Source organism: uncultured Paenibacillus sp., assembly GCF_963515335.1.
Lineage (GTDB): Bacteria > Bacillota > Bacilli > Paenibacillales > Paenibacillaceae > Paenibacillus_I.
The window spans coordinates 1-24,865 of record NZ_CAUPYC010000059.1; the positions used below are offsets into that span (position 1 = coordinate 1).

The 24,865-nt window shown below is 59.6% G+C and carries 26 protein-coding genes and 1 pseudogene; 19 read left to right on the forward strand and 8 right to left on the reverse strand.

Annotated features, from left to right (window positions below; translation table 11 throughout):
- Nucleotides 1-345: 345 nt before the first annotated feature.
- From RWM61_RS15910 to RWM61_RS15925, 4 genes are all read right to left on the reverse strand, one after another.
- Nucleotides 346-2,085 carry an ABC transporter ATP-binding protein gene (locus RWM61_RS15910; protein WP_314002549.1) on the reverse strand — a complete coding sequence of 580 codons (1,740 nt, stop codon included), beginning with the start codon at nt 2,083-2,085 and terminating at the stop codon, nt 346-348.
- Nucleotides 2,082-2,879, reverse strand: a complete 798-nt coding sequence (locus RWM61_RS15915; RefSeq protein WP_314002551.1) for an NAD kinase — start codon at nt 2,877-2,879, stop codon at nt 2,082-2,084. The genes RWM61_RS15910 and RWM61_RS15915 overlap by 4 nt, the downstream gene beginning before the upstream one ends.
- Before the next feature lie 83 nt (nt 2,880-2,962).
- Complete coding sequence (gene ylbJ / locus RWM61_RS15920) at nt 2,963-4,018, reverse strand: sporulation integral membrane protein YlbJ (protein ID WP_314002553.1); 1,056 nt, start codon at nt 4,016-4,018, stop codon at nt 2,963-2,965.
- A 438-nt stretch (nt 4,019-4,456) separates the two neighbouring features.
- Nucleotides 4,457-5,242, reverse strand: a complete 786-nt coding sequence (locus RWM61_RS15925) for a potassium channel family protein (RefSeq protein WP_314002555.1) — start codon at nt 5,240-5,242, stop codon at nt 4,457-4,459.
- Nucleotides 5,243-5,351: 109 nt separating this feature from the next.
- On the opposite strand from RWM61_RS15925, the gene RWM61_RS15930 reads away from it, so the two are divergent.
- Together RWM61_RS15930 and RWM61_RS15935 are read left to right on the forward strand one after the other, a co-directional pair.
- On the forward strand, nt 5,352-5,744 hold the full coding sequence (locus RWM61_RS15930; protein ID WP_314002557.1) for a globin: 393 nt from the start codon (nt 5,352-5,354) through the stop codon (nt 5,742-5,744).
- Between the two features lie 4 nt (nt 5,745-5,748).
- A complete protein-coding gene (locus RWM61_RS15935; protein ID WP_314002559.1) occupies nt 5,749-6,450 on the forward strand; it encodes a DUF2225 domain-containing protein in 702 nt (233 codons plus the stop codon).
- 84 nt (nt 6,451-6,534) lie between these two features.
- Here the strand turns inward: RWM61_RS15935 and RWM61_RS15940 are convergent, their stop codons facing one another.
- Both RWM61_RS15940 and RWM61_RS15945 read right to left on the reverse strand, forming a co-directional pair.
- The gene (locus RWM61_RS15940; RefSeq protein ID WP_314002561.1) at nt 6,535-6,768 is read right to left on the reverse strand and encodes a hypothetical protein; all 234 of its coding nucleotides are present in this window, start codon (nt 6,766-6,768) and stop codon (nt 6,535-6,537) included.
- Nucleotides 6,765-6,962, reverse strand: coding sequence for a YycC family protein (locus RWM61_RS15945; protein WP_314002563.1), 198 nt, complete (start codon nt 6,960-6,962; stop codon nt 6,765-6,767). The genes RWM61_RS15940 and RWM61_RS15945 overlap by 4 nt, the downstream gene beginning before the upstream one ends.
- Before the next feature lie 160 nt (nt 6,963-7,122).
- On the opposite strand from RWM61_RS15945, the gene RWM61_RS15950 reads away from it, so the two are divergent.
- The 6 genes from RWM61_RS15950 to fsa all read left to right on the forward strand — a co-directional run bounded on the left by RWM61_RS15950 (nt 7,123) and on the right by fsa (nt 12,813).
- Nucleotides 7,123-8,904: a M3 family oligoendopeptidase gene (locus tag RWM61_RS15950; protein WP_314002565.1), complete on the forward strand. Its 1,782-nt coding sequence runs from the start codon at nt 7,123-7,125 to the stop codon at nt 8,902-8,904.
- A gap of 274 nt (nt 8,905-9,178) precedes the next feature.
- Entirely contained in the window at nt 9,179-9,835 is a 657-nt protein-coding gene (locus tag RWM61_RS15955; RefSeq protein WP_314002567.1) for a CBS domain-containing protein, read from the forward strand.
- Entirely contained in the window at nt 9,832-10,650 is an 819-nt protein-coding gene (locus RWM61_RS15960) for a pyruvate, water dikinase regulatory protein (RefSeq protein WP_314002569.1), read from the forward strand. Before RWM61_RS15955 ends, RWM61_RS15960 begins: the two co-directional genes overlap by 4 nt.
- Before the next feature lie 23 nt (nt 10,651-10,673).
- On the forward strand, nt 10,674-11,639 hold the full coding sequence (gene glpX, locus RWM61_RS15965; protein WP_314002571.1) for a class II fructose-bisphosphatase: 966 nt from the start codon (nt 10,674-10,676) through the stop codon (nt 11,637-11,639).
- A 74-nt stretch (nt 11,640-11,713) separates the two neighbouring features.
- Nucleotides 11,714-12,112, forward strand: a complete 399-nt coding sequence (ndk, locus tag RWM61_RS15970) for a nucleoside-diphosphate kinase (RefSeq protein WP_314002573.1) — start codon at nt 11,714-11,716, stop codon at nt 12,110-12,112.
- A 56-nt stretch (nt 12,113-12,168) separates the two neighbouring features.
- Nucleotides 12,169-12,813: a fructose-6-phosphate aldolase gene (gene fsa / locus RWM61_RS15975; RefSeq protein WP_314002575.1), complete on the forward strand. Its 645-nt coding sequence runs from the start codon at nt 12,169-12,171 to the stop codon at nt 12,811-12,813.
- A 53-nt stretch (nt 12,814-12,866) separates the two neighbouring features.
- Here the strand turns inward: fsa and RWM61_RS15980 are convergent, their stop codons facing one another.
- Together RWM61_RS15980 and RWM61_RS15985 are read right to left on the reverse strand one after the other, a co-directional pair.
- Complete coding sequence (locus RWM61_RS15980) at nt 12,867-13,256, reverse strand: zinc-ribbon domain-containing protein (RefSeq protein WP_399538820.1); 390 nt, start codon at nt 13,254-13,256, stop codon at nt 12,867-12,869.
- A gap of 73 nt (nt 13,257-13,329) precedes the next feature.
- Complete coding sequence (locus tag RWM61_RS15985) at nt 13,330-13,848, reverse strand: hypothetical protein (protein ID WP_314002578.1); 519 nt, start codon at nt 13,846-13,848, stop codon at nt 13,330-13,332.
- Nucleotides 13,849-14,154: 306 nt separating this feature from the next.
- Here RWM61_RS15985 and RWM61_RS15990 point away from each other — a divergent pair, with 306 nt between their 5' ends.
- The 11 genes and pseudogenes from RWM61_RS15990 to RWM61_RS16040 all read left to right on the forward strand — a co-directional run.
- Nucleotides 14,155-15,330 (forward strand): hypothetical protein, encoded by a 1,176-nt coding sequence (locus RWM61_RS15990; protein WP_314002580.1) that lies wholly within the window; start codon nt 14,155-14,157, stop codon nt 15,328-15,330.
- Entirely contained in the window at nt 15,290-16,534 is a 1,245-nt protein-coding gene (locus RWM61_RS15995; protein ID WP_399538825.1) for a CpaF family protein, read from the forward strand. The genes RWM61_RS15990 and RWM61_RS15995 overlap by 41 nt, the downstream gene beginning before the upstream one ends.
- A complete protein-coding gene (locus RWM61_RS16000) occupies nt 16,531-17,256 on the forward strand; it encodes a type II secretion system F family protein (protein WP_314002585.1) in 726 nt (241 codons plus the stop codon). The genes RWM61_RS15995 and RWM61_RS16000 overlap by 4 nt, the downstream gene beginning before the upstream one ends.
- Before the next feature lie 38 nt (nt 17,257-17,294).
- On the forward strand, nt 17,295-18,149 hold the full coding sequence (locus RWM61_RS16005; protein WP_314002587.1) for a type II secretion system F family protein: 855 nt from the start codon (nt 17,295-17,297) through the stop codon (nt 18,147-18,149).
- Nucleotides 18,150-18,182: 33 nt separating this feature from the next.
- Nucleotides 18,183-18,374 (forward strand): Flp1 family type IVb pilin, encoded by a 192-nt coding sequence (locus RWM61_RS16010; RefSeq protein ID WP_314002589.1) that lies wholly within the window; start codon nt 18,183-18,185, stop codon nt 18,372-18,374.
- Nucleotides 18,346-19,077 carry a pilus assembly protein gene (locus tag RWM61_RS16015; RefSeq protein ID WP_314002591.1) on the forward strand — a complete coding sequence of 244 codons (732 nt, stop codon included), beginning with the start codon at nt 18,346-18,348 and terminating at the stop codon, nt 19,075-19,077. Before RWM61_RS16010 ends, RWM61_RS16015 begins: the two co-directional genes overlap by 29 nt.
- Nucleotides 19,078-19,111: 34 nt before the next feature.
- Entirely contained in the window at nt 19,112-21,457 is a 2,346-nt protein-coding gene (locus tag RWM61_RS16020; protein ID WP_314002592.1) for a hypothetical protein, read from the forward strand.
- Nucleotides 21,423-22,376, forward strand: coding sequence for a TadE/TadG family type IV pilus assembly protein (locus tag RWM61_RS16025; RefSeq protein WP_314002594.1), 954 nt, complete (start codon nt 21,423-21,425; stop codon nt 22,374-22,376). The genes RWM61_RS16020 and RWM61_RS16025 overlap by 35 nt, the downstream gene beginning before the upstream one ends.
- Nucleotides 22,373-22,876, forward strand: coding sequence for an A24 family peptidase (locus tag RWM61_RS16030; RefSeq protein WP_314002596.1), 504 nt, complete (start codon nt 22,373-22,375; stop codon nt 22,874-22,876). The genes RWM61_RS16025 and RWM61_RS16030 overlap by 4 nt, the downstream gene beginning before the upstream one ends.
- A gap of 176 nt (nt 22,877-23,052) precedes the next feature.
- Nucleotides 23,053-24,612, forward strand: a complete 1,560-nt coding sequence (locus RWM61_RS16035; protein WP_314002598.1) for a DUF6382 domain-containing protein — start codon at nt 23,053-23,055, stop codon at nt 24,610-24,612.
- Nucleotides 24,613-24,651: 39 nt separating this feature from the next.
- Nucleotides 24,652-24,865, forward strand: a pseudogene (locus tag RWM61_RS16040) (hypothetical protein); the annotation flags it as partial.

Below are 24,865 nucleotides of genomic sequence, written 5' to 3' on the forward strand. Positions count from 1 at the left end.
GGGCCAAAACGGGAGAAACGGCGAAAACAAGGTGCAGGTTTTGCACCTTGCGCCGGTGTCCCGCGCCGAAGCGCCGTCGCACCTCAGGCCTCACGCGTTGTCGTTCGGCATCGCATTTGAGCTGAGCGAACGGTGGCGATCCATTTGGGACCGGCCTGGATCGTACAAGGGACCGGCCTGGATCGTACAAGGGACCGGCCTGGATCGTACAAGGGTACGTACTTGCATCGTACAAGGGTACGAACGTGGTAAACAGCAGGGGCCGAAAAACCGACGCCGACCGGAATACGAGAAAAGCACCCGCTTCGGGTGCTTTTCTTGCATTCCTGCGTACTATCGCGATTTTCACAGATGCTGGACGTTGAACAGCCGCGCATAGGCGCCGCCGGCGGCCATCAGCTCGTCGTGCTTGCCGCGCTCCGCCACCTCGCCGTTCTCGATAACGATGATCTGGTCGGCGTGCGTAATCGTGGACAGGCGATGCGCGACGATCAGCGTCGTCCGGTCGGCCGCCAGCTCGCGGAGCGACTCCTGGATCAGGTGCTCGGACTCGAGATCGAGCGCGGACGTCGCTTCATCCAGCACCAGAATGGCGGGATCCTTCAGGAAGACGCGCGCGATCGCGACGCGCTGCTTCTGGCCGCCCGACAGCTTGACGCCGCGTTCGCCGATTTCGGTATCGTAGCCGCTCGGCAGCTGCATGATGAAATCGTGGGCGTTGGCGCGTTTCGCCGCGTCGATGATCGACGCCTCGGCGGCGGACGGGTCGCCGAGCAATATATTTTCGCGCACGCTGCCGCTGAACAGGATATTGTCCTGCAGCACGATGCCGATGTGCGAGCGCAGGCTGTGCAGCGTGAGGCTCCTGACATCGCGCCCGTCCAGCCGGATTTCCCCTTGCTGGATATCGAAAAAGCGGGGCAGCAGGCTGATCAGCGACGATTTGCCGCCCCCGCTCATACCGACGAGCGCGACCGTCTGGCCGGGCTCAACCGCCAGATTGATATCCTTGAGCACCCATTCCGAGTTCTCGTTATAGCGGAACCAGACGCCGCGGAATTCGATGTCGCCCCGCGCTTCCCCGATCGGCGAGGCGCCAGGCATATCGGCCACGTCCTCCTTCTCATTCAGCAGCTCCATGACCCGTTCCAAAGAAGCCGAAGCCTGCGTCAGCTCCGTCGAGGCGTTGACCAGCCGCCGCAGCGGCATGTACAGCCTGTCCAGATAGCCGTAGAAGGCGACGAAACCGCCGATCGTAAGATCGCCGACCGCGACCAGATAGCCGCCGTAAGCAAGCACCAGCAGCGGAGCGACCTCCGTCAGCGTATTGATGATCGCGTTGGTCAGCGCGTTCCAGCGCGTCAGCGCAAGCGCCCGCTCCAGGAACCGGCTGTTTTTGGCGCCGAACTGCTCCTGCTCGTACTGCTCCAGCGTAAAGCTTTTCACCACCGGAACGCCGCCCACATGCTCGCTAAGGTAGCCCTGCATCTCGGCGACTGCCTGCGAGCGGGCGCGCGAGTAGCCGCGGAGCCGCTTGTAGAGCTTTTTGACGGCATAGCCGTAGAACGGAAGCACGAGAACCGCCGTGAGCGTGAGCAGCGGGTCCATGTTCGCCATGATGACGAGCGCGATGGTCAGCGTAAACATGTCGAGCCAGATGTTCATCATGCCGGTTTCGACGATCGACTTCGTCTGCTCGACGTCGTTCATGATCCTCGAAATGATTTCCCCCGACTTGCGGTTCTGATAGAATCGCAGCGACAGCCGCTGCAGATGCGCGTACAGCCGGTTGCGCAGGTCGAACAGGATGCGGCTTGTCGTCAGCTGGGCGAAATATTGCCGGTAATATTCGATCGGATAACGGACGATGACGAAGACGACGAAGGCGATGCCGATCACGGTGAGAAGCTGCTGGATTTTATCCTCCACCGGTATCGGCGGCAGCAGAATGCCGTCCAGCACATATTTCAGAAAAAGCGGCAGCAGCAGCGGAATCGCGAACTTCAGCGCGCCGATCAGCAGCGTTAAGGCGACCAGCTTGCGGTAAGGCTTGACGAAGCGGAAATAGAGCAGAAATTCCTTCATTTCACGTCATAGTCCAGGAACGCTTCGCGTACCCGGTTCCAGAACGGGAAGGGGCGGTAGCGGGCGAAGCACACCTTTTTGTCGGAGACGTTGCACCGGATCGAACGGATGTCGTTGCGCTGGATGTTGATATGATCGACGGTGAGCAGCAGTCTCTGATCCTTCCTCGATATGATGTCGCAATGATGATGCTGCGGCAGAACGACCGACGAGCCGAGCGTACGGTAGACGCGGTTGTTGATCGAGGCGATCTCGGCGAGCTGCAGGGAGGATATCGACGGATGAATGACGGCGCCGCCGAGGCTTTTGTTATAGGCGGTGCTGCCCGAGGGCGTGGAGATGACGATCCCGTCTCCCCGAAACATCTCGAAAAGCTCGTCGTTGATGTTGATCTGCACGACGAGCGTCCCGTCCACGCCCTTGAGCGTGAATTCGTTAAGCGACATATAATGGGCCGCGCCCAGCGGCGTATCGAGCTCGATTTCGGCCAGCGGGTAGCGGACGTAGCGCGGCTCGGCTTCCGCCATTTTCTCGACCAGCTCCTCCAGCTCATGGCCCTGCCAATCGGCATAAAAGCCGAGATGCCCCGTGTGTACGCCCACGAAGCTGATCTCGTCCACCTTATGGACATACATATGAAAAGCTTGAAGCAGCGTGCCGTCGCCCCCGATGGAAATGACTTTCTCCGGCTCTTCGTCGTCCCGTTCGAACCCTTTGGCCGCGGCCAGCTCGTGGAACTTCTCGACCAGCCGCTTCGAATAATGATCGCCGCGGTCGATTACGACATATTTCAAGGGATCGGCTCCTTCCGTTATCTGTCTATCCTGATGATAACGAAAATAACGTCGAATTACAACGAAAGCGGCGGCGCCGGAGATCAAGGCCCGAGCCATCCCCAGAGCAGGTAGACGAGCGCGAACGCGAGGATGCCATGCACCGCGCGGGCGATAAGAAAAGGCTTATACCGAAGATCCGTATGGCTGAGAATGCTGGCGATTTGCGCGTGCACCGAGAGTCCGGCCCAGGACAGCGCCCATGCGGCGACTGCGGCCTGGTGGACGAGAGGAGCGCCCGTCTCGGCCGACGATTTGGCGCCCAGCGTCACCTCGAACAGGCCGTTCACGAACGAAGCCGAGAGCTGGAGCGGCAGTCCGGCGGCATCCAGCAGCGTTTGCAGCCCGGCGGCCAGAAGGTCGAGCGTTCCGGCTTTGGTCAACAGCTCCATGACGAGGGAGAAAAAAACGACGAGGCCGCCGACGACGGTCATCAGCCGAAGCGCCGAGCCGATCGCGTCCTGCAGCAGCCGGCCCAGCTTCCGTCCGTCCGCTTGCATCGCTTCATGCATCGCCGACACGGCGGCGGACAGCAGAAACCGGCTGCCTGGCTTCGCGGCCGCGGGCGGAGTGCCCGGCGCGCGCGGCTCGTGGAAGCGGGCGAGCAGCCCGATGATCAGCCCGCTGCCGTAATGGGCGGCGGCCAATACCAGCGCAAGCGCGGCGTTGTGAAAAAACCCGACCGATACGGCGCCGATCAGAAAGATCGGATCCGACGTCGTCGTAAAGGCGACCATCCGCTCTCCTTCGGCCTGGGTGATCTGTCCGCGCTCCCGCAGCTGGGCCGTCAGCCGGGCGCCGACCGGGTAGCCGGATATATAACCCATTGCGACGACGAAGCCGGAAATGCCGGGCAGCCTGAAAAGCGGCCGCATGAGCGGATCCATCAGCGTGCCGAAAAAATGCACGATCCCGAAGCCGAGCATCAGCTCCGAGAGGACGAAGAACGGAAAGAGCGCGGGGAACAGCACCTCCCACCAGATCGTGAGGCCGCGCACGGACGCGTTCAGGGAAGCGGCGGGATAATAGAGCCCTAGCAGCAGAAGCGCGGCGCATAAAAGTGCCGGCAGCGAAGCGGGACGCAGCCAATAACGAAGCATGGGAACCTCCCCGGGACGAGTCGTCATACTGATAGGTATGTCCGGCTTGGGACAATCATCCCTTTTTTCTGGCGCCGGCGCGTAACAAATTGTAATCTAAATGTAAAGAAAACGCTTGCAAAAATGGCTGTTTTTTCGACAATGCTATGGTACAATTAGACCATAATGAACCACATGGAGTGATGAGTGATGAGTATTGTCGCCGGCATCCTTGTTTGCGCTTTCGTGTATGTGATCCAGCAGTCCCTGGTCAGTCCGGGGGAGGAAGACTGGGAAAGCTATTGATTTTTTAATCCGGACAACCGTCTGCCGGCGGGCATTCGGTTCGGTTGGTGCGAATAGCATGATGATGGAAAAATGCAGCCTTTCCTCTGAATGAGGAAAGGCTGCATTTTTTTGTGCGATGCCGGACGCCCCAGCCGTTGCATCGATAGGCGGCTAGCGACTTTCTTCGGCCGGCGCCTTTTTTTCTTCATCGGGCTTGCCGGTTTGCCGCACCAAATCCATCGTCTGGCGCATCAGCTCGTATTCCCGGTCGTCGAGCGTCTCCAGCCTGTCCACCCAATCCTTGAGCTGCTGCTTTACTTCCTCCACGGCGTCCGGCTCATGCGCGTTCTTGGAGCTGTATTCGATCCAATGGGTCGCGAGATTGGCCGTAATCGTGCCGATCATGCCGATCCCCGTGATCATCAGAAAAACGGCGATGATCCTCCCGCCGAGCGATACCGGCGATATGTCGCCGTAGCCGACCGTCGTCGTCGTGACGATCGACCACCAGACGGCGTCGCCGAAGCTCCGGATATTGTCATTCTCGCCGCGTTCGAGCATGTAAATGCCGAAGGAGCTCCACGTCATGACAACAGCAGTAAAGGCGAGGATGCGCAGCAGCGCCGGCTGCCGGATCAAATGCCAGACAAGCGGCGATGTGCGGATGAAAGCGATCAGCCGGATGAAACGGAGCAGCCGGATGAGCCGGAAGGAAGGATCGAGCGGAATGAGCGCGATCAGCTCCCAGCCGTTTTTTTTCAGGAATGCTTTGCGGTTGTCCGTTTTCCATATCCGCACGGCGAAATCGACGGCCAGAATGACCATTACCGTCCAATCGAAAAATTCCAGCTGCTCATTGCTTATTTGCGGTTGTGCATCCTTGGGTGCTACGATGATGATACCGTAAGTCAGCATCAGCAAAATCATGACGATCTCATAAACGACTTTGAAATACAATGCACGATCACCGCCTCATGGGGACCAATGTGTGATATAATGAACCGGGATGTCGAATTCCGGTATTGCTCACGAATTTAGATTAGAAAGAACGGAGCCGCGTATATCTATGAACGCCTATAATAACATATACGACGCGATCGGCGGAGCACCTGCCGTGCGGCGTCTCGTCGAAGCTTTTTATCCGAGGGTCCAGGCCCATCCGCTGCTGTCGCCGCTGTTTCCGGAGGACATCACGCCGGTTATGGAGAAGCAATATATGTTTTTAACCCAATTTTTCGGCGGGCCGTCACTTTACTCCGACCGGCACGGTCATCCGATGATGAGGGCGCGCCACTTGCCGTTCCCGATTACGAAGGAGCGCGCGGACGCCTGGCTCGGCTGCATGCGCGGGGCGCTTGCCGAATCCGGGCTGCCGGAGGAGCTGCAAACGCTCGTGCTGCAGCGGCTGTCGGGACCCGCGTATCATTTCATCAATACCGGCGACGGCGAGGAGGGATAGAGGCGTGATCGAACCTTTATTCCAGGCCAAAATCACATGCGTCTGCTGCGACAGCCCGTATCTCAGCTCCCGCGTCCGCCCGAGCTTCAAGAAAGCGATCAGGACGGACACCGATTTCTGCATGTGGTACAAGGAAGAAGTGAACCCCGATTACTATGTGGTGCGCGTATGCCCGATGTGCGGCTTCGCCTCGACGGAGAACGCCATGCAGAGGCTGAACGAACGGCAGAAGAGCTTCTATTACAACAAGCTCGGCAACAGTTGGGCGCCGCGCGATTACGGCGGAGAGCGTACATGGGAGCAAGCGATGGAATCATACAAGCTGGCGCTTTTATGCGCGCAGGCGGTAGGCGAGAAGGACCGGGTGATCGCCGGCCTGCTGCATCACATCGCATGGCTGTACCGGTATAAGGACAATAAAGAGCAGGAGCTGCGGTTTTTGCGGTTTGCGCTCGAGGCTTATATCAAGGTGTACGAAACCGAAGGCGAGTCGCTTAACAGCGCGCGCCTGATGTTTCTGCTCGGAGAGCTGCACAAAAGGGTGGACGAGCCTTACGAGGCGGTCAAATGGTTCGCGCGCGTCGTTAACGACAAAAGAATTGCGGACGCCGGCATGATCCGCGCCTCGCGCGAGCAGTGGCAGAATCTGCGCGAGGACATGCTCGCCAAAAAAATGGAGCTTCCCGAGGAAGTCGAGGAGGCATAATCCGTCCGGCGGCGGAGCAATCGCAGGAAAGCCTTTCGAGGGCTGCAGGTTTACGGAACCTGCGGCTCTGCGAAAGGCTTTTTCTCATCGGCGCAAATCGGTGTCGGTGAGCAGGTAATCGCGGTCGGCGTCGAGCACGGTCAGCTTGCCGCGGCAGCAGGGAAAAACGAGCAGCTTCTTGCGCCCTGTCCGAATGTCGTCCAGCTCGCGCGGGCGAAGCGGGACGAGTACGTTCTCGGCGCCGCAGAACGGGCAGGCCGGCACATAGATGTCGTCCATGATCCGGTCGTAAGGCCATGCACGTTCGAAAGGAATCATGTTTGGGGGTCCTCCGGCGGTTTGTCCGATACGGGAGCTTCGCCCCGGGCGTTTTTCGCTTCGGCGGCGGCCAGCTCTCCGAGCTTCTGAAGCAGGATATGACGGGGCATATGCATAAGGTGCTCAATCGGCACATTCAGCTGCTTGGACAGCTTGATCGCGGTGTCGGGCGATATTTGTAACGGTCCGGCCATGCAAATTCCTCCTTGCGGTTTCCAGCTGCTGGGATGGAAGCCGATTGTCGTGTTATACTTTAAGTTATACAACGCCGGCCGGATTTGCGCAAACGCGGGGGCCGGACCTTCTTCATGCCGACCGGAATCGGGTCGAGAACAGGTGCAGGGGAGCGATCGCATGGCAGCGTTATCGATGCGGTGGGAATTGGATTCGATCTACGAAGGCGGTTCGGGCTCGGAAGCCTTTGCCCGTGAACTGGAGCAATTGGAGCAGGACATCAAAGCGCTCTCCGCGTCACTGAAGGAAGCGCGGGACGTCACCGCCGGCCGGTTGACGGAATGGACGGAAAAGGCCCAGTCGGTGCTCGCGAGGCTGCGGGAGGCGGAATCATTCACGGGCTGCTTGACGGCGGCCGATGCGGCCGACCGCCGGGCGGTCGCGCTTGACGACCGGGTCAAAAATGTGCTGGCCGACTTTCACGGCGTCATGACGGCCTACGATCAGGCGCTCGGCTCGGCAAGCGAGGAGCTTTGGCGCGAATGGCTGGCCGGCGGTCCGGCCGAGGCCGCCGCGTTCTATGTGAACGAGCGGCGGGAATCCGCGAAGGAGAAGCTGCCGCCCGAGCAGGAAGCGCTGGCCGGCGAGCTTGCCGTGAACGGCTATCACGGCTGGGGGGACTTGTACAACAACACGATCGTGGGGCGCGCCCGGTTCGAGGCGGCGGACGAAACCGGCGAGAAGAAGGCATACTCGGCCGGGCAGCTGCACAACTTGCTGTCGCACGGCGACCGCGGCGTGCGGACGGAAGCTTTTCGCTCATGGGAAGAGGAGTGGGGCAGGCAGTCGGATCTGTGCGCCGACGCATTGAACCGGATCGCGGGCTTCCGGCTCAAATTGTACGAGCGGCGCGGCTGGCATTCGGTGCTGAAGGAGCCGCTGCAAATGAACCGGATGAGCGAAGATACGCTTCAAGCGATGTGGGCGGCGATCGGCGAAGGGAAGCCCGCGCTCGTGCGTTACATGGAGCGCAAGGCGAAGCTGTTCGGCCTGGAGCGGCTTGACTGGCACGACGTGGCCGCGCCGGTAGGCCGGGCGTCCCGTAAAGTGCCTTACGATGAAGCGGCCGAGCTGATCGCGGACAGGTTCCGCGCGTTCAGCCCGGATATGGCGGACTTCGCGCTGCGCGCTTTCAGGGACGCATGGATCGAAGCGGAGGACCGGAGCGGCAAGCGTCCGGGCGGGTTCTGCACGTCGCTGCCGGTCAGCGGGCAGACGCGGATTTTCATGACCTATTCGGGCACGCCGGACAACGTCTCCACGCTCGCTCACGAGCTGGGGCATGCCTACCATCAGCATGTCATGAACGATCTTCCGCTTTTTGCGCAGGAATATGCGATGAACGTGGCGGAAACCGCCTCGACCTTCGCGGAGTCGCTCGTCGCCGACTACGCCGTGCAGGCGGCCCAGGACAAGGACGAGAAGCTGGCGCTGTTGGACGACAAGCTGCAAAGCTCCGTCGCGTTCTTCATGAACATTCACGCGCGGTTCTTGTTCGAGACACGGTTCTACGAGCGGAGGCGCGGCGGCCTTGTGGCGGCGGACGAATTGAGCGCGATGATGGAGGAGGCGCAGCGGGAAGCCTATGCGGGAGCATTGGGCCTCGCTCATCCGACCTTCTGGGCGTCCAAGCTGCATTTCTATTTGACGGATGTGCCGTTCTACAATTTCCCGTACACCTTCGGGTACTTGTTCAGCGCCGGCATCTATGCGCGGGCGAGGGCGGAAGGCCCGGCATTCGCCCCGCGTTATGTGGCGCTCCTGCGCGACACGGGCAGCATGACCGTCGAGGACCTGGCGCGCAAGCATCTCGGCGTCCGCCTGGACGATACCGCCTTCTGGCGGGAAGCCGCCGCCGGCACCGAGGCGGATGTCGCGCAATTCCTGGCGATGACGGAATAGGGAAATGTGCCGGTTTCTGCCCGTTTGAATATCAAGGCCCGTTTCGCATGTACTCGCCCCCGATGGCGGGTCACGGCGAACCGGGCTTTTTCCGTTAATGCTCTTTAGCATCACCCGACAATTAGCACAACCTATATCTTCAAAATGGCATGACAAAAATCGACTTCGTCTTCGCGAAGTGATTTATATCATTGAATCCCTATAATTATTGTGTATTATATTTTTATGTGCTACATTATTTAACGATAACAGCTTAACATGGATACAGGTGGGGATGGCAATCGAACTGACGGCTAGGCAAACGGAAATATTGAATCTGGTCAAACGGCACGCCCCGATTACGGGTGAATCGCTGGCCGAAATGCTTGGCGTGAGCCGGCCGACGCTCCGCTCCGATCTGGCTCTGCTCGTCATGCTGGGGCTGCTGGACGCGAAGCCGAAGGTGGGCTATTTTCCGGGAACGGCCTACCAAGGCGGGGGCGACGCGCTCGCCGCCTACAGGACGCTCAAGGTCGGGGACGTACAAGCCGTGCCCGTCAATGTGGCGGAAACGCAATCGGTGCACGATGCGGTCGTGGCGCTTTTTACGGAAAATGTAAACACGCTGCTGGTCGTCGACACCGCGCAAAAGCTCGTCGGCCTTGTAACGCCCAAGGACTTGCTCAAGGTAACGCTCGGCAATCCCAATGCGGATGCCATTCCGGTCAGCATGGTCATGACCCGGCTTCCCAACTTCGTCACGGTTCATCCGGACGATTATGCGGCGGACGCCGTCCGCAAAATGATCGCGCACGCGCAGGATTGCCTGCCCGTCGTGCGTGAATCGGAGGGCGGGCGGGAGACGACCGGCTGGATTACGAAAACGCACGTCGTCGGTTGGCTCGGCGATATCGTGTCGGCGGCGGATTGGGGAGGCGGCGGGAAGGCATGACGGAACAGCAGACGATTTATATATGCTCCGACGGCGTCGGGGAGACGGCGGAAGCGGTTGCGCAGGCGACGATGCGCCAGTTCGGCGGGGAGCGAATCCGACTCAAGCGCTACGCGCCGGTGAAGGACGAGGACGAGATCGTTCAGGTCGTGGAGGAAGCGGCGAGGACGGGCGGATTTATCGCCTTCACGCTTGTCCAGCCGGAGCTGCGCGAGATGATGCGCGAGGAAGCGGCGAGAAGAGGCGTTCGCGCCGTCGATGTGCTCGGCCCGATGATGCAGGCCTACATCGATACGTTCAACGGCAGTCCGAAGCGCGAGCCCGGCCTGCTGCATACGCTTGACGACGATTACTACAAGCGGATCGAAGCGGTGGAGTTCGCGGTAAAGTTCGACGACGGCAAGGATGCGCGCGGATTGCTGCAGGCGCAGGTCGTGCTGATCGGCGTGTCGCGCACGTCGAAGACGCCGCTCAGCATTTATTTGGCCCACAAAGGCATTCGCGTCGCGAATCTGCCGCTCATTCCCGAGGTGAGGCCGCCTCAAGAGCTGGCCGCCGCGCCCGGCAAGCTGATCGTCGGCCTGACGATGGAAGTCGGACATATGGCCTTGATCCGCAGCGAGCGGCTCAGGGAGATGGGCCTGCCCGAAACGGCGTCCTATGCGTCGGAGAAGCGCATCACGGAAGAGCTTGCATTTGCCGACGACGTCATGGAAACGGTCGGCTGCAAAAGGATCGACGTTACACGCCGCTCCATCGAGGAGACGGCCGCCATCATTTTACGCTGGTTGAATGAAATGCCGGAGAAACGCTAACAACGGACAGGAGGCACTTTCGCATGGAGAGAGAGCTTGCGCTTGAATTGGTGCGTGTGACCGAGCTCGCGGCATTGTCCGCTTCCCCTTGGATGGGACGCGGCGACAAGAACAGCGCCGACGAGGCGGCGACGGAAGCGATGCGCCGGATGTTCGATTCGGTGTCCGTTCAAGGGACGGTCGTTATCGGCGAAGGGGAAATGGACGAGGCGCCGATGCTGTACATCGGCGAGAACGTCGGCAGCGGCAACGGGCCGGAGGTCGACATCGCCGTCGATCCGCTTGAAGGGACCGAGATCGTGGCCAAAGGGCTGAACAACGCCATGGCCGTGCTTGCCGTTGCGGGCAAAGGGCAGCTGCTGCACGCGCCGGACATGTATATGGAGAAGCTCGCCTGCGGACCGGCGCTCGCCGGCAAACTGAGCCTGAAGGATCCGGTGCGGACTACGGTGGAGAAGGCTGCGCTTGCGCTGAACAAACCGCTGTCGGATCTCACCGTCATGATGCTAGACCGGAAGAGGCACGAAACGATCCTGACCGAGCTTCGCGACGCGGGCGTCCGCATCAAGTTCCTGTCCGACGGCGATGTGGCCGGCGCGATGGCGCCGTGTTTTCCCGAAGCCGGCATCGACCTGTACGTCGGCTCCGGCGGGGCGCCGGAAGGCGTCATCGCGGCCGCGGCGATCAAATGTCTCGGCGGCGAAATCCAGGGCCGGCTCATGCCGGAGAACGACGAGCAGTTCGAGCGCTGCGTCGCGATGGGAATCAGCGATCCGCGCCGCATCCTGACGATGGACGATATGGTCGGCACCGGCGACGTCATTTTTGCCGCTACCGGCGTCACGTCCGGCGAGTTTCTCGGCGGCGTCCGCTATTTGCCCGACCAGCGGGCCGAAACGCATTCGATGGTGATGCGGGCCAAAACGCGCACGATCCGCCATATCCGCTCGCTTCATTATTTGCCGAACAAGCAGCTGTACCGCAAGTAACGGCGGCCGGCAAGCTTTTTCGATAGAGTATCGCCTGCATGCAGGAAACACGACGATAAGGAGAGTTGGGCAGGATGGAGCAGACGTTTGTGATGGTGAAGCCGGACGGCGTAAGCAGAGGGCTGATCGGCGCGGTGGTGTCGCGGTTCGAGAACAAGGGACTGAAGCTGGCCGCGGTCAAAATGATGACGATCCCGCGTGAATTGGCGGAGCGTCATTACGGGGAGCATAGGGAGAAGAAGTTTTTCGGCGAGCTGGTCGATTTCATCACATCCGGACCGGTATTCGCGATGGTATGGGAAGGGCCGCAGGCGGTGAAAAACGCCCGTTTGATCATCGGCGCGACCAACCCTTCCGAAGCGGTGCCTGGGTCGATCCGCGGCGATTACGGCCTCATCGTGGACAGCAACATCGTGCACGGCTCGGATTCGCCGGAAAGCGCGCAGCGTGAAATCGGCTTGTTTTTCGGCTGAAAAATATTCATAATGAATATGTTGGTAAATGAATAAAAATGTGAGGGAGAGGGATCATGAAGTTCTTTTTGGACACGGCCAATGTGGAGGAAATCAAGCGGATCGCCAAGCTCGGCCTGGTCGACGGCGTAACGACGAACCCGTCGCTGGTCGCGAAGGAAGGCCGGGATTTCAAGGAAGTCGTCCAGGAAATCTGCGGCATCGTTTCCGGTCCCGTAAGCGCCGAGGTCATCGGCACGAAAGCGGACGACATGCTGAAGGAAGCGTTCGAAATCGCGGAATGGGCGCCGAACGTCGTCATTAAGCTGCCGATGACCGAGGACGGCCTTTTTGCGACGCATGCTTTGGCCGAGAAGGGCATCAAGACGAACGTCACGCTTGTTTTCTCCGCGGCTCAAGGGCTCATGGCGGCCAAAGCGGGCGCGACCTTCATCAGTCCGTTCGTCGGCCGTCTCGACGACATCGGCACGGAAGGCATGAAGCTTGTCCAGGATTTGAACATCATCCTCACCAACTACGGCTTCGCGACGGAAATTATCGCCGCCAGCATCCGCAATATCGCGCATGTCGAGCAGGCCGCTCTGGCCGGCGCGCACATCGCGACGATTCCAGGCTCGCTGCTGCCTTCGCTGTGGAAGCACCCGCTGACCGACATCGGCATCGAGAAGTTTCTGAGCGACTGGAGCAAAATGCAGAAATAAATCTCGCGGCGGCTCATAAGCGCGTACTTATCAGCCGCCATCTGTTCAAAAACTCATTTCTTTAATCTTAATCCACAATTCGGACAAAAGGCTGCATCTTTCGGTACAGACGCATTGCAATTAGGGCAGGTTGTCGGTTGCGGTTGAATATTGTTGCCGCAATTGGTACAAAACTTATGATTCGCATCGTTCTCTTTCCCGCAATTGGGACAAATAAGGGCATACCCGGTTTTCGGGGCGGATGCAGGCCGCTGAGGAGGCACATCATTAGGTTCTCTATAAACATTATCATGTCGTTGACGACGATAATGATGGTGATCATCGTATTCATCGTCATAATGCCCGCCGTGATGTCCGCCGTGATGCCCGCCGTGATGCCCGCCGTGATGCCCGCCATGATGTCCGCCGTGTCCTCTAAACAGGTTACGGAACAAATCTGACATTGAAATCACTCCTTATCGCACATATATTGTAGAAAAGCCGCAACACTATTTTAGTATATCCTTCCTCATTAATTTACTTAAGAAGTGATCCGAAATGAAGACCGATCGCAGCAAAAAGCAAGCCCCATACCACAACCCAAACTGACTTCGCAGGCGAGTCGTGCACGACTATGTTTCGAAATACGCTGATCGCCCAAACTAATATAGCGGCGGCATAAACTCCGAGCCCCAGCAACCACAACAAGAACGCATTCCAGGTAAGAGGAAAAGTTTTACCTGTGGCGCTTAAAAGAACCGGCAATGATTTTACAACATATTGCACAACGGCAACCGGGTCGGGTTGGTTAGGAATTTCCCAAATTACCTGACTCCCATTAGAGAGTAGGGAAACGATAAGTAGCACGGCAACATATAATACCTCTGCCAAGATGACAAACAACATGGTTCCGGACAGTGCCAGGAAAGCCAGATTGTTCGGGGACAATACTTTTTTCAACTGTTTTCTGAACGAAAATGAGGAACGCTCATGATAAATATGGGAATCGCCTTGCCTTCGCGCCCAAAACATCAAAAGCTCCAAAAAACGATACATCCTTCGGCCCCCCATCTCTATGGCTAAGCAACATTATTGCTGCGGATTCTTCAAGTGTGAAACCCTGCCAGTAATTTTATACTACACATTGTAGTGGAATAAGTAAAGTTGGTAAAGCTGAAAGGCGGTCTGAGCCAAGAGACATATTCGGGGTCAATGCCCGTATTGACTGTATTTTGAATCTGTGCTAAAGTAGAACCACAATTATCCAAATGACCGGAACGGAAGCACCGTTCACGGCCTGCGGCTTATGCTGCGGGCGTGAACGGTGCTTTTTTGCGTTTCGGAAGCTGGGGAGGGACGAAGATGTTTCAATTGGCGGTTGCTGTACGCGAGCGGGAGTACATCCGGCGGTTGGCCGACTATATACGGTCGTCACCGTTCGGGCAGGAGTGGCGGGTTACCGGTTTTTCCTCCGCCGCATCCTTGAAGCAGTATTTGAAGGGCGGTTACCCGGTCGACCTGCTGCTTGTACAGCCGTGGCTGGCTGCGGAAGCCGAAGCGCACGGCGCCGGCATCCCGAAGGCATTGCTCGTGAGGCGGGCTGGAGAAGCGGCCGGCGCGGCGGAAGGCTGGACGGAGGTGCTGCAGTTTCAGGCCGTGCCGCGGCTGCTCAGGCAATTGACCGCCGTGCGCGCCGAGGGCGGGGGAACGGTCGTTAGGCTGAGGACATCCGGGGCCGGCCGCACGGCGGTTATAGCCGTTTATTCACCGGTCGGGGGGATCGGCAAAACGACCGCAGCCCTTAATCTGGTCCATCAAGCCGCGCTGCAAGGCAAGAATGTGTTCTACCTGAACCTGGAGCCGTTCGACGCGACGGGCCTGCTGCTTGGCGCCGGCGGCTCCAAGGGGGAAGAGGGGCTGTCCGGGGTGCTGTACGCGCTCAAGTCGCATCCCGGCGAAGCGGGAGCGGCGTTCAAGCGTCTGCGCCGGCATCACTCCGTACTGAAGGCGGATTATTTTGCCGGCGATACGCTCCCCGAGGAGAAGCTTGCCTTGCCGGCGGAGGACACGTCCCAACTGCTGGAGACGATTGCCGAATCGGGGGATTACGACCTCGTCGTCGTTGATTTGGACAGCGCGTTTCGCGAAGCCCATATGGCTGTATTTGAACGGAGCCGGCATATTTTGTGGCTGGTGTCGCAGGAACTGCCGTCCCTGCGCAAAACCGAATCGGCTCTGGCCTTCGCCCGGCGCGCATGGCCGGAACGATTCGGAGACACGGAGCGGAATATACGCTATATCGCTTGCCGGCACATGGAAAGCGAAGGTGCGGCGGGATCATCCGTCTGCGGCAATCTTCCGGTATTCGGAAAGCTGCCGTATGTTTCCGAGTGGCGCATGTTGGAGCAGCCCGGCCGGCTCCTCGCCTCCCGGACATACCGCGCCGCCGCCGCCGGTCTGCTGGGGAAGATGGGCTTGAAGGGAGAGGAGTCCGGTGATCGGAGAGGGAACGGCGCGGCTGTTGCGGGGCCGTATTAAGGAGCGGCTCGATCTCCACGAAGCGGTGACCGACGACGAGCTGCTCGGGACGGTGGAGAGCGTCGTATTCGAGTGGTCCGATTCCAATCCGCTGACGGCGTCCGCCAAGCATCAGGCGGTGCGGAGATTGTTTCATTCGTTTCGCGGACTGGATCTGCTGCAGCCGTTGCTGGACGATCCGACCGTGACGGAAATTATGATTAACGGCCACGAACATATTTTTGTCGAGCGGGGAGGGTTGATCGAAAAGGTTGACCGCGCGTTCGAGAGCAGGGAGCGGCTCGAGGATTTGATTCAGGCCGTCGTGGGCGGCGTGAACCGGGTCGTGAATGAATCGTCGCCGATCGTCGACGCCAGGCTGTCCGACGGCTCGCGCGTCCATGCGGTGCTGCCGCCGGTCGCGCTGCAAGGGCCGATCCTGACGATCCGCAAATTTCCCGAGCGGCCTTTGTCGATGGAGGGCCTGGTCGACGCCGGCGCGGTTTCGATGGAGGCCGCAGGCCTGCTTGCCGGACTGGTTCGGGCCAGATACAACATTCTGGTGGGCGGAGGAACGGGAACCGGCAAAACGACATTTCTTAACGCGCTATCGAGCTTCATCCCACCGGATGAACGGGTGGTTACGATCGAGGATTCCGCCGAGCTGCAAATCCGGAACGTTCCGAATCTCGTATCGCTGGAGACGCGCAACGCCAACACGGAAGGAAGGGGCGAAGTAACGGTGCGCGATTTGATCCGGGCTTCCCTGCGGATGCGGCCCGACCGCATTATCGTCGGCGAAGTCCGCGGAGGTGAGGCGATCGACATGCTGCAGGCGATGAATACGGGCCATGACGGCAGCCTTACGTCCGCGCACGCCAACGGTCCTAAGGATATGCTGGCCCGCTTGGAAATGATGGTACTGTCCGCGTCGGAGCTTCCTCTTTCCGCCATTCGCGGGAGCATCGGGTCGGCTTTGGACATTCTTGTCCATTTGTCCCGGCTGCGCGACGGCACGCGCCGGGTGACGGACATCGCGGAGGTGACCGGGTATCGGGAAGGAGCGGTGGAGCTCAATCCGCTTTTCCGGTTTGAGGAGGAGCATGGGCGTGACGGCAAGGTCGGCGGACGCCTGGTGCCGACCGGCAACCGGCTTGCGCATATGCGGAAATGGCGGCTTGCCGGCCTCGGTATCGAGCCGGCGGCAGAAGGGGAATCGCCATGACGCGGCTTTCCCGGCTGCAATACGGAGCGGCGTTGGCGGCAGGGGGATTGGCCGGTTTTGCGGCGGGATATCTGTTTTACAGGTCGGTTTGGATCGCGCTGCTGTTCAGTCCATTGGGTTTCGCGGCGCCGGGATGGTTGCGGAAGGAGCTTGCCCTTTGGCGGAAGCGGCGAATCGCGCTGCAGTTCAAGGAGGCGCTGCAGTCCATCGCGTCCTCTCTGTCTGCCGGACGGTCGGTCGAAAATGCGGTCGCTTCGGTGTCCGACGAGCTGCGGACGGTTTTTCCCGATCCGCGAACGGAAATGCGCCTGGAGTTCGAACGGATCCGGGCAGGCATCCGCAACGGCGACAATCTTGAGGCTTGTCTTCGCGCTTTCAGCGATCGTGTAAGGCTGGAGGAAATCGCCCGGTTCTGCGACGTGCTCGCCATTGCCAAACGGTCCGGAGGCGACATGGTGGCCATCGTCCGGCGAACGGCCGGGGCAATCGGCGAGAAGCTCGAAATCGAACGGGAAATTTCCGTCATGGTGGCGCAGAAACGGTTCGAGGCGCGCATTATGATGGCGGTGCCTTTCGTGTTTATGGCCGTTTTGTCATGGGCCGCCCCGGATTATATGGCGCCGCTGCATCGTGGAACCGGATATGCGGTCGTCACAGCGGCGCTGATGATGCTTGCCGGCTGCATCTATCTGATTCGTAAATGGACGTCGTTTGAAGTGTGAGAAAACGTTGGTTGGGGGAATGCCGGCGGATGGTTGTCTTGGCGTTGATATTGGTGGCGGTATGGTTATCGGCAGGGGTGTCGGCCGGTTTGGAACGGATCAAGCAAACTGCGGGTGAGATGGTGACGGGAGCGGCCGCCGCCGAAGATCTTCTATTCAGTATGCCTTTTCTGTTTCTGCTTGAGAGAGCGAATGTTTTTGCGGCGGCTTCCGGCTTCACGGCGTCGATCCAGGCGAAGCTCGCGCTGCTGCACGGTGAAGAGATGGATGCCGCCGCCGGGAAGCGGTGGCTGGCAGGCGCGGCCGGGTCGGGCTACGCGGCGCTTACCGTCATGGCGGCTCTGGGCTCCGCGACGGATGAACCTGCGCTTCTGACGATGGGATTGGTTCTGGCCGTTCTGCTGCCGGCCGCCCGCGTTCGCGCTTTATACCGCAAGGTGGAGGAACGCCGCAGGCGGATCGTGCAGGCGCTGCCCGATCTGCTCGGAACGCTGATGCTGCTCGTCGGAGCGGGCGAGACGGTTCAGCAGGCGTTGTTCCGGTGCATGGCGAACGGCAGTCCGGATCACCCGCTGTATGGCGAGCTCAGGCGGGCGCTTCACTCGGTCCGCAATGGGGAGCCGTTCGGGCATGCCATGGAGGGCTTCGGCCGCAGGTGCGGGGTGCGGGAAGCGGCGGTTTTTACGGCGGTGCTGCTGCTCAATTGCCGCAAAGGAGGCGACAGCTTTGTTTTGGCGCTGCGGGAGCTGTCGTTCACCTTGTGGGAGAAGCGGAAGGCGGTGGCGCGCATGCGCGGCGAGGAGGCATCCTCCAAGCTCGCTTTTCCGCTGGTGGGCATTTTTATGCTGCTTATGGTACTGGTCGGCGCTCCCGCTTTATTGTCGGTGTCTTGACCGAAGAAACGGATGAGAACAAGGAGGAGACGAATGCTGTCCGCGTTGTGGAGAGGGCCGCTTCGGCGGCTATGGAGATCCGAGGAAGGGCTCGGCACGCTTGAGGTCATATTGATTATTGCCGTCGTCATTATTATCGCTTTGCTGTTCAAGGACTGGATCGTTCAACTCGTCGAGAATTTAATGGGTAAAGCGGATGAGCAAGCGGATAAAATATTCGATTGACCGCGCGGCGGGGCGGCGAATTTGGCGGGATGAACGGGGAAGCGCGGTGTTGGAGTCATCGGCAGTTTTTCCGTTTGTGTTCATATCCGTTCTGTTGCTGATGCTGATGAGTTTGCTTGTGTACGAGCGGGCGGTTTTGTATTATTCCGCATCGGCGGCCGCGGAAAGGGCCGCCTTCCGGTGGGACAACAGCAGCCGTGACCCGGTTACCGGCATGGCGCCGGAGGGCCGTTATGACGGTTTGTATTGGAGGCTGGGCGATGACGATATGCCGGAAGGCATATTCGGATCTTTTGGGGGTGACCGGTCCGGGGGCTATTTGGCGCTGCCAGTACCGCAGGCGGATGCTGCGGCTGTCGATTCGCTGCCGGTGCGCAAAATGAAGCCGGCCGCCGGCCGGATCGCGTTTACCTATCGTGGTGAGATGGCATACGAACGGAAGCCGCTGCTTCGGCGGGTTGCCGTCAGCTTGTCTTCATCCGTTGTGATCGGGCAAATAGCAAGGCTTACCGGAAGATCGGAAAGCCGGGTCAAGGCGTCTGCCGTCATCGTGGATCCGGTTGAATTCATCCGGAACGTAGATTTGGCGAGATACTACGCGGCGAAATTCGGCAGCGGCCGCGCGGGCGCGGGCAAACGCGCCAAGGCGGCGGCCATATTGAACGAGCGGAAGCCGGGCTCTGCTCCAGGAGCGGAACGATGAATTCGCGAATCGGCGCATGGAATGGAGGAACGCCATGAGGCGGGGTGGTTGCTTTATCCGGAGCGGGCAGGGCTCCGTGTCGGTTTATATGATTTCGGCCGCCGCCGCTGTTTTTCTGTTCATGTCGGTTCTCATCGATTATGCCAGAATTTACGCATTTGAGAAAATGACGGAAACGGCGGCTTATGCGGGCGTGAGATCCGTGCTCTCCGCTTATGACGACAGTTTGTATGCCAGATACGGTCTGTTCGGCAGAGGGGGTACGGAGAGCGACGGCATTTTTCAACGGGCAGTGGGCGGTTCGCTTTCGGCGGCATCGGGATTTGGATCAGGATCGGAATTGGAATTGGAATTGGAATCGGAATCGAAATCGAAATCGGAATCGGAATCGAAATCGAAATCGGAATCGGAATCGGATGAGGCGTTTCGGCTATTGGATCCTCGGGTGGAGGACGCCCGTGTCAACGCCGGCGCTCCGCTCGGCAGGCACGATGTACTCAGGCGGCAGATAATGGAGGAAATGAAATATAAAGCCCCGGTCGATTTCGCGATGGAGCTGACCGCCAAGTTCCGGCCGCTCTCAGGTGCGATGAAGGAAGCGTCGCGGACGGTCAATCTGCTTGAAGAGCTTCGGGCTTTGTACGATCAGCGGCAAGCCCGCTTGCTGGCCGCCGCGGCTTATCAGAAGGATGCGTCCAACGCGGTTTCCTCGTCCGGGCTAAACGGGCTGATTCCCGCGGGCCGTTCGGCTTCCGCGCCGGCGGGCGAGGGAACGGCTTTTGCGGTGGCAGGCGGTTTCGGCTCCTACCGGGAGTGGATTCAGGCGGACGCCGCGCGTGCCGATGGGGAAGAACCGGCTAATGACCGGGCGATTGCGGACTATGCGCAATCCGCGCGGGCTGCGGCTGCGGCCATTCGCCGATCGGCCGGAACCGCTGCTGCCTCCCACAGCCGGTTGCTTCGGCTTGCCGCGCAAGAGCTTGAGGCGGCGGAGGCGCTGAATCGCCGCATGGAGACCGCGGTACGGCAAGCGGAAAGCGCCGGGAACGCAACAGGCTTTGACCGGCTTGGGGGAAGCCGATCGGTCGGGGCGGAAGGCGGCGGCGGGGGACCAGGAGCGCAAGAGTCCGACATGGCCGATGTGCGTTCCGGGGCGGGAAAGCTGCTGCTGCCGAAAGACTGGTTTGCCGGCTATCGTTCAGAGCTTGAAGATCAGGGTGCGGCGCTGGCGGCGTTGGACGCGGAAGCCGGGAGCTTTCAATCGGCGGTATCCACTGCGCTCCTTTCTCCCGACCTCGGCTCGGGCGTGATGCTCCAAGAAGGGGCGGCGAGCTTGGCCGCAGCGTATGCGAATTACGAATCCATTTATCTGTCTCCCGGCGGCCGTATTCAGGAGAGAGAAAAAATGATTCGAAGCGGTCAGGAAGCGGATAAACGGCGACAAGCATTGGATAAGCAGGCGGATGCCAAATGGGGCGAGGCGCGAAAGCTTTTGCAACAAATATCGCTGCTTCCCCAAGGCGGAGAGGCTGCCGACGGATTTCGGAAGCTGGGAGAGCTGTCGGACAGAAACGGCCGGTGGAACGAGGCCGCTGCCGGATCGGAACAAGGGACGGGAGAGGAGGAGCCGGACAAGTCGGAACGATTGCCCGAGGCTTCGGATTCGATGAACGAGGCCGAAGGAATGTTCGGCGGGATGGCCGATATGCTGGACGGAGTGCGGGATGAACTCTATGTGAATGAGTATGCCGTTCACCGTTTTGTTCCCTTCGACCCCCGCAAGCTCCGGTACATGGCGGCCGGACCCGCGGAAACCGCCGGCTCCGCCGGGATCGAGGCGGCTCACGCGCTGACTGTCCATAATCAAGAGACCGAATATATCGTATACGGCCGGGACGATCCGGCATCCAATCTGGTTGGCGCTTTCAGACAGCTGCTAACCGTACGGCTGGCGATCAGGACGATGGAAGGACTAATCCGATTCCGCGCAATGGGACATCCGCTGGTCATATTGTCCGCGGCGGTTTTGTACGGTTTGGAGAAAGCGATGGAGGATATGGCGTCCCTGTTTACCAATGGCTCAACCCCATTATCCAAATATGCGGACATTGAGGTGCCTTATGCGGATTACTTGAGGTTGTTTTTATTGCTTCAAGTTAACGAAGCTGAGAAGCTGGCGCGCATTGCCGCATTGATCGAGTTCGGCACCGGCTACGGCCTCCAGTCGGTGCCGGCGGCCGTGTCCGGGGAAGTCAGGGCATCGGTGAGATTGTGGTTTTTGCCCGGTTTGATGCGATCGCTCGGCAAGGCCGGAATTTTGCGAGGAAGGGTTGTCGGAAACCGGTATGAAACGACGCGAACCGCAGCCGCTTCGTATTGAGGCATTGCGGGACGAGCGGGGCAGCATGGCGCTGGAAGCCTCGATCGTCCTGCCGGTATTTCTGTTTGCGCTGCTTTTGCTTATTTTTATGATTCGTCTTGCCGCGTTGCAAATGGCGCTTCAGGATGCCGCTTCGCAAGCGTCACGGCTGACGGCGGCCCATATCCGCCCTGCCGCGCTGGCGGCCGGCGGCGCCGCGGGCAGTTTGCCGGCATTGCCTCAGCTGCCCCTCGGGGATATCGGTCCGCTTGCGGCCGAGCTGGCGAGACGGCTTCCCGAGCCTGCCGGACCGCTGGTCGCCGCCGCGCTGGAAGGCGATTGGAAGCCTGTACGGGAAGCGGCAGCGACGCCGCTGGCAGCCACCGTGTTCGAGCCGCTTGCCCGTGAGCTCGCCGAGTCTTCGGTTCTCTCGGCGGAAAGGGTGAGCCTGCACAGCTTATCCTTGCCCGATTTGCAGCAGCGTGAAGAGCCTTATGTCAGGCTTGTGCTTGCCTATGAAATTCCGCTCGGCTTGCCTTTTACGAAGCGTTATATCCGAATTACGGCTAGCGCGGAGGAGCGGGTATGGATCGGCGACCCGCGTCCCTCATCCGCGGCGGATGCGGAAAAGCAGAATCGCTCCGCCATCACGCTGCTCTCGCTTGAGCCTTCTCCGCTGCGGCCCGGCCGCAAGGCAAGGCTGGTTGCCGCCGCCGCACCGGGGGAGACGGTCTCGCTGCAGGTTCGTTATAAAAGCGGCAACAGCCGGGCAAAGCACGTCGGCGACGCAACGGTCGGCGCTGACGGACTGGTGTCGTGGGAATGGCTTGTGTCGGGCAATACCACACCCGGCACCTGGGAGTTGACCGTAACGGGACGTGTCGGTACTTCGGCGAGCATGCATTTCGTTGTGGAGAAAAAAGGAGGAGGAGTGCCATGAACACGGCAATTGCCGAAGCGGGAGCGCTCGTATTGCTGTCTATGGCTTTCGTGCTTGATGTACGATTTATGATCATTCCGAACCGGTTGACCGTCCCTTCGTTTGCGGCAGGCTGCGTTTTCCAAGCACTGGCAGGCGGCTGGCAGGGATTTATTTACGCTGTCTTCGGAGCAGTCGTCGGCTTCTTTGTGTTACTGCTGCTTTATGGGCTGAAAGCGGTCGGCGCGGGCGATGTGAAGCTTTTCGCAGCGTTGGGAGCATGGGTCGGCCCTTCCGATGTATGGCGATACGCCGTTTATGCGGTGTTGATCGCAGGCGCGTACGGCATCGTTCTGCTGACGCTCGACAGCCCGCTCGTGCGCCGTCGCATCGCCCTGAACATGACCTTGCCTGCCGCATGGATCGTTGTGGATGAAGAAACCGGGAAGCCCTCAGGCCGGCTGCGGTTTCCGTTTATGCTGGCGGTCATGCCCGGAGCGGCGGCCGTGTGGTATTTCTAGCCGGCGGGATAAACCTCTGCCGAGACCTTCGCAGATGAGCGACTTACCGAATTGTGAAGCAATCCGCTTCGCATGCAGTCAGGTTTATGCATCAATCGAGAAAAGTTTCCGATGCTTCAATAAATCCTTGGCGAAGTTAAACGCGCTTTCTGTTGCGGTTGGAAAGGAGGTTCGGCATGGAGCCGTTTATCGTTGACTTTGCCATGCAGCGCGGACATGAAATGCTGCTGCGCAGGGAACCGGAGCTGTCCCGCGCAGATTTGGATGAAATCGATCTGCACATGCTGCAGGCGGAGCGGATTCCCCGGCTGCTTGCAGTCGACTGGCTTGAGGTGGACGGAGGCATTACGTTCCGCTACCTTATTTCGGGAAAACGTTTGGTTTCGCAAAAGCTGTTATCCCGTACGATCTCAATGGCGGATTATTACGCGCTGCTGCTCGGAGTTGTGGAAGCGGTCGACGAGTGCCGCCATTATTTGCTTCGCGAAGCATGCTGTCTGCTTGACGATCAATTTATGTATGTCGGCGAGAGCTGGGACGATATCAGACTTGCTTATGTGCCGCTGCGTGAGGGGATCCCGGGCCGTCCCTTGAAAGAAGCGCTGCTCGGGTTGGCGGTCCGCTGGATTGCGCGCGTTCCCGATGTTGACGGCGATGGACTGCAAAAGGTGCTGAGTATTTTGGAGGATACAGGCGCGACGTTGAACGCGGTCCGTGAGCGGCTGCTCGGTTTAATCGGACAGCCTTTCTCGACAGGCAACCTCGGTGCAAGCAACGGGCAGGGCGAGAAGGTTGATCTGCGTGCGGAGCCCGAAAGACGGCGGGAGCCGCACGGCGGCGAACCGATGCGCGCGGATGAGCAAGGGAAGCCTATTTGGGGGCTGTTGGCCGGAAACGAATCGCCACCGCGCTTCCAAACGGCGGGCGGTCAGGCCGTTCGTTTGCCGACCGTGACCGATATGGATGACGACGAGTGGGAGCCGTTACGCACAAAGCGGGGCGATGCGGATCGCGCGAAATGGCTAACGGGCGCGGTGGCGGCGATCGCGTTCGCTTTCGTTTGGCGGTTCGTTTATATGGAGGCGCCGGGCGTGCCTTTTTTCCTGGTCAGCTTCGGCTTGTCGCTTTTGATTGCCTGGGGTTTCCTGTTTGTGTGGAAACGGGTCGGCGCGGGTTCTTTTGCGGATGACATAACCGGAAACCAAGGCGCGGTTTTCAGTGAAGCCGATTCGGGCCGGGACAACGTCCCTTCCCGCTGGCGCATTCCCGCCGGTGAAGAGCCTGTCAAGTGGAGGCAGGGTCGCGATGAAACGGAGCGGGAATCTTTTACGGAGCCGGAATTGTCCATATCCGCCAAGGCCTCGGATCCGGATATGCCGAAGGACGAAACGGTATTTCTCGGACGGCAAGACGGTCAGGAAAGGATGGATGGCTTGATAACCTTGTTACGCGAGCATGCGGGAACTGCCGATTCGTTCCTTCTGGCGAAGGGGAAAACGGTCATTGGCCGAACGGCCGGCTTCTCACAAATTGTCGAACTCGCCGAAGGCGTGTCACGAACCCATCTCGAAATCGAATGCTGCCCGGGTGAGGTTAATATCCGCGATTTGAACTCCCGGAATGGGAGTTGGCTCAACGGCCGGCAGATGGTGCCTTACAAATCGTACAAGTTTCAGCCGAAAGATGAACTGCGATTGGCCGGCTCGTCCGGCCCGAAATATGTTTTGCAGGGGTGAGCGCCCCATGCTATGCTGAAGACAGGAGTTGATGAGCGGATGGAAGAACAATTGAACCAAATAACAGAACTATTGATTCGCATGAATGATCGGTTGGACGGTATGGGCGAGCGGTTCGACCGAATGGACGAACGATTCGACCGAATGGACGAACGATTCGACCGTATGGATGCGCGGATGGACGGTATGGACGAGCGGTTCGACCGAATGGACGAACGATTCGACCGAATGGACGAACGATTCGACCGTATGG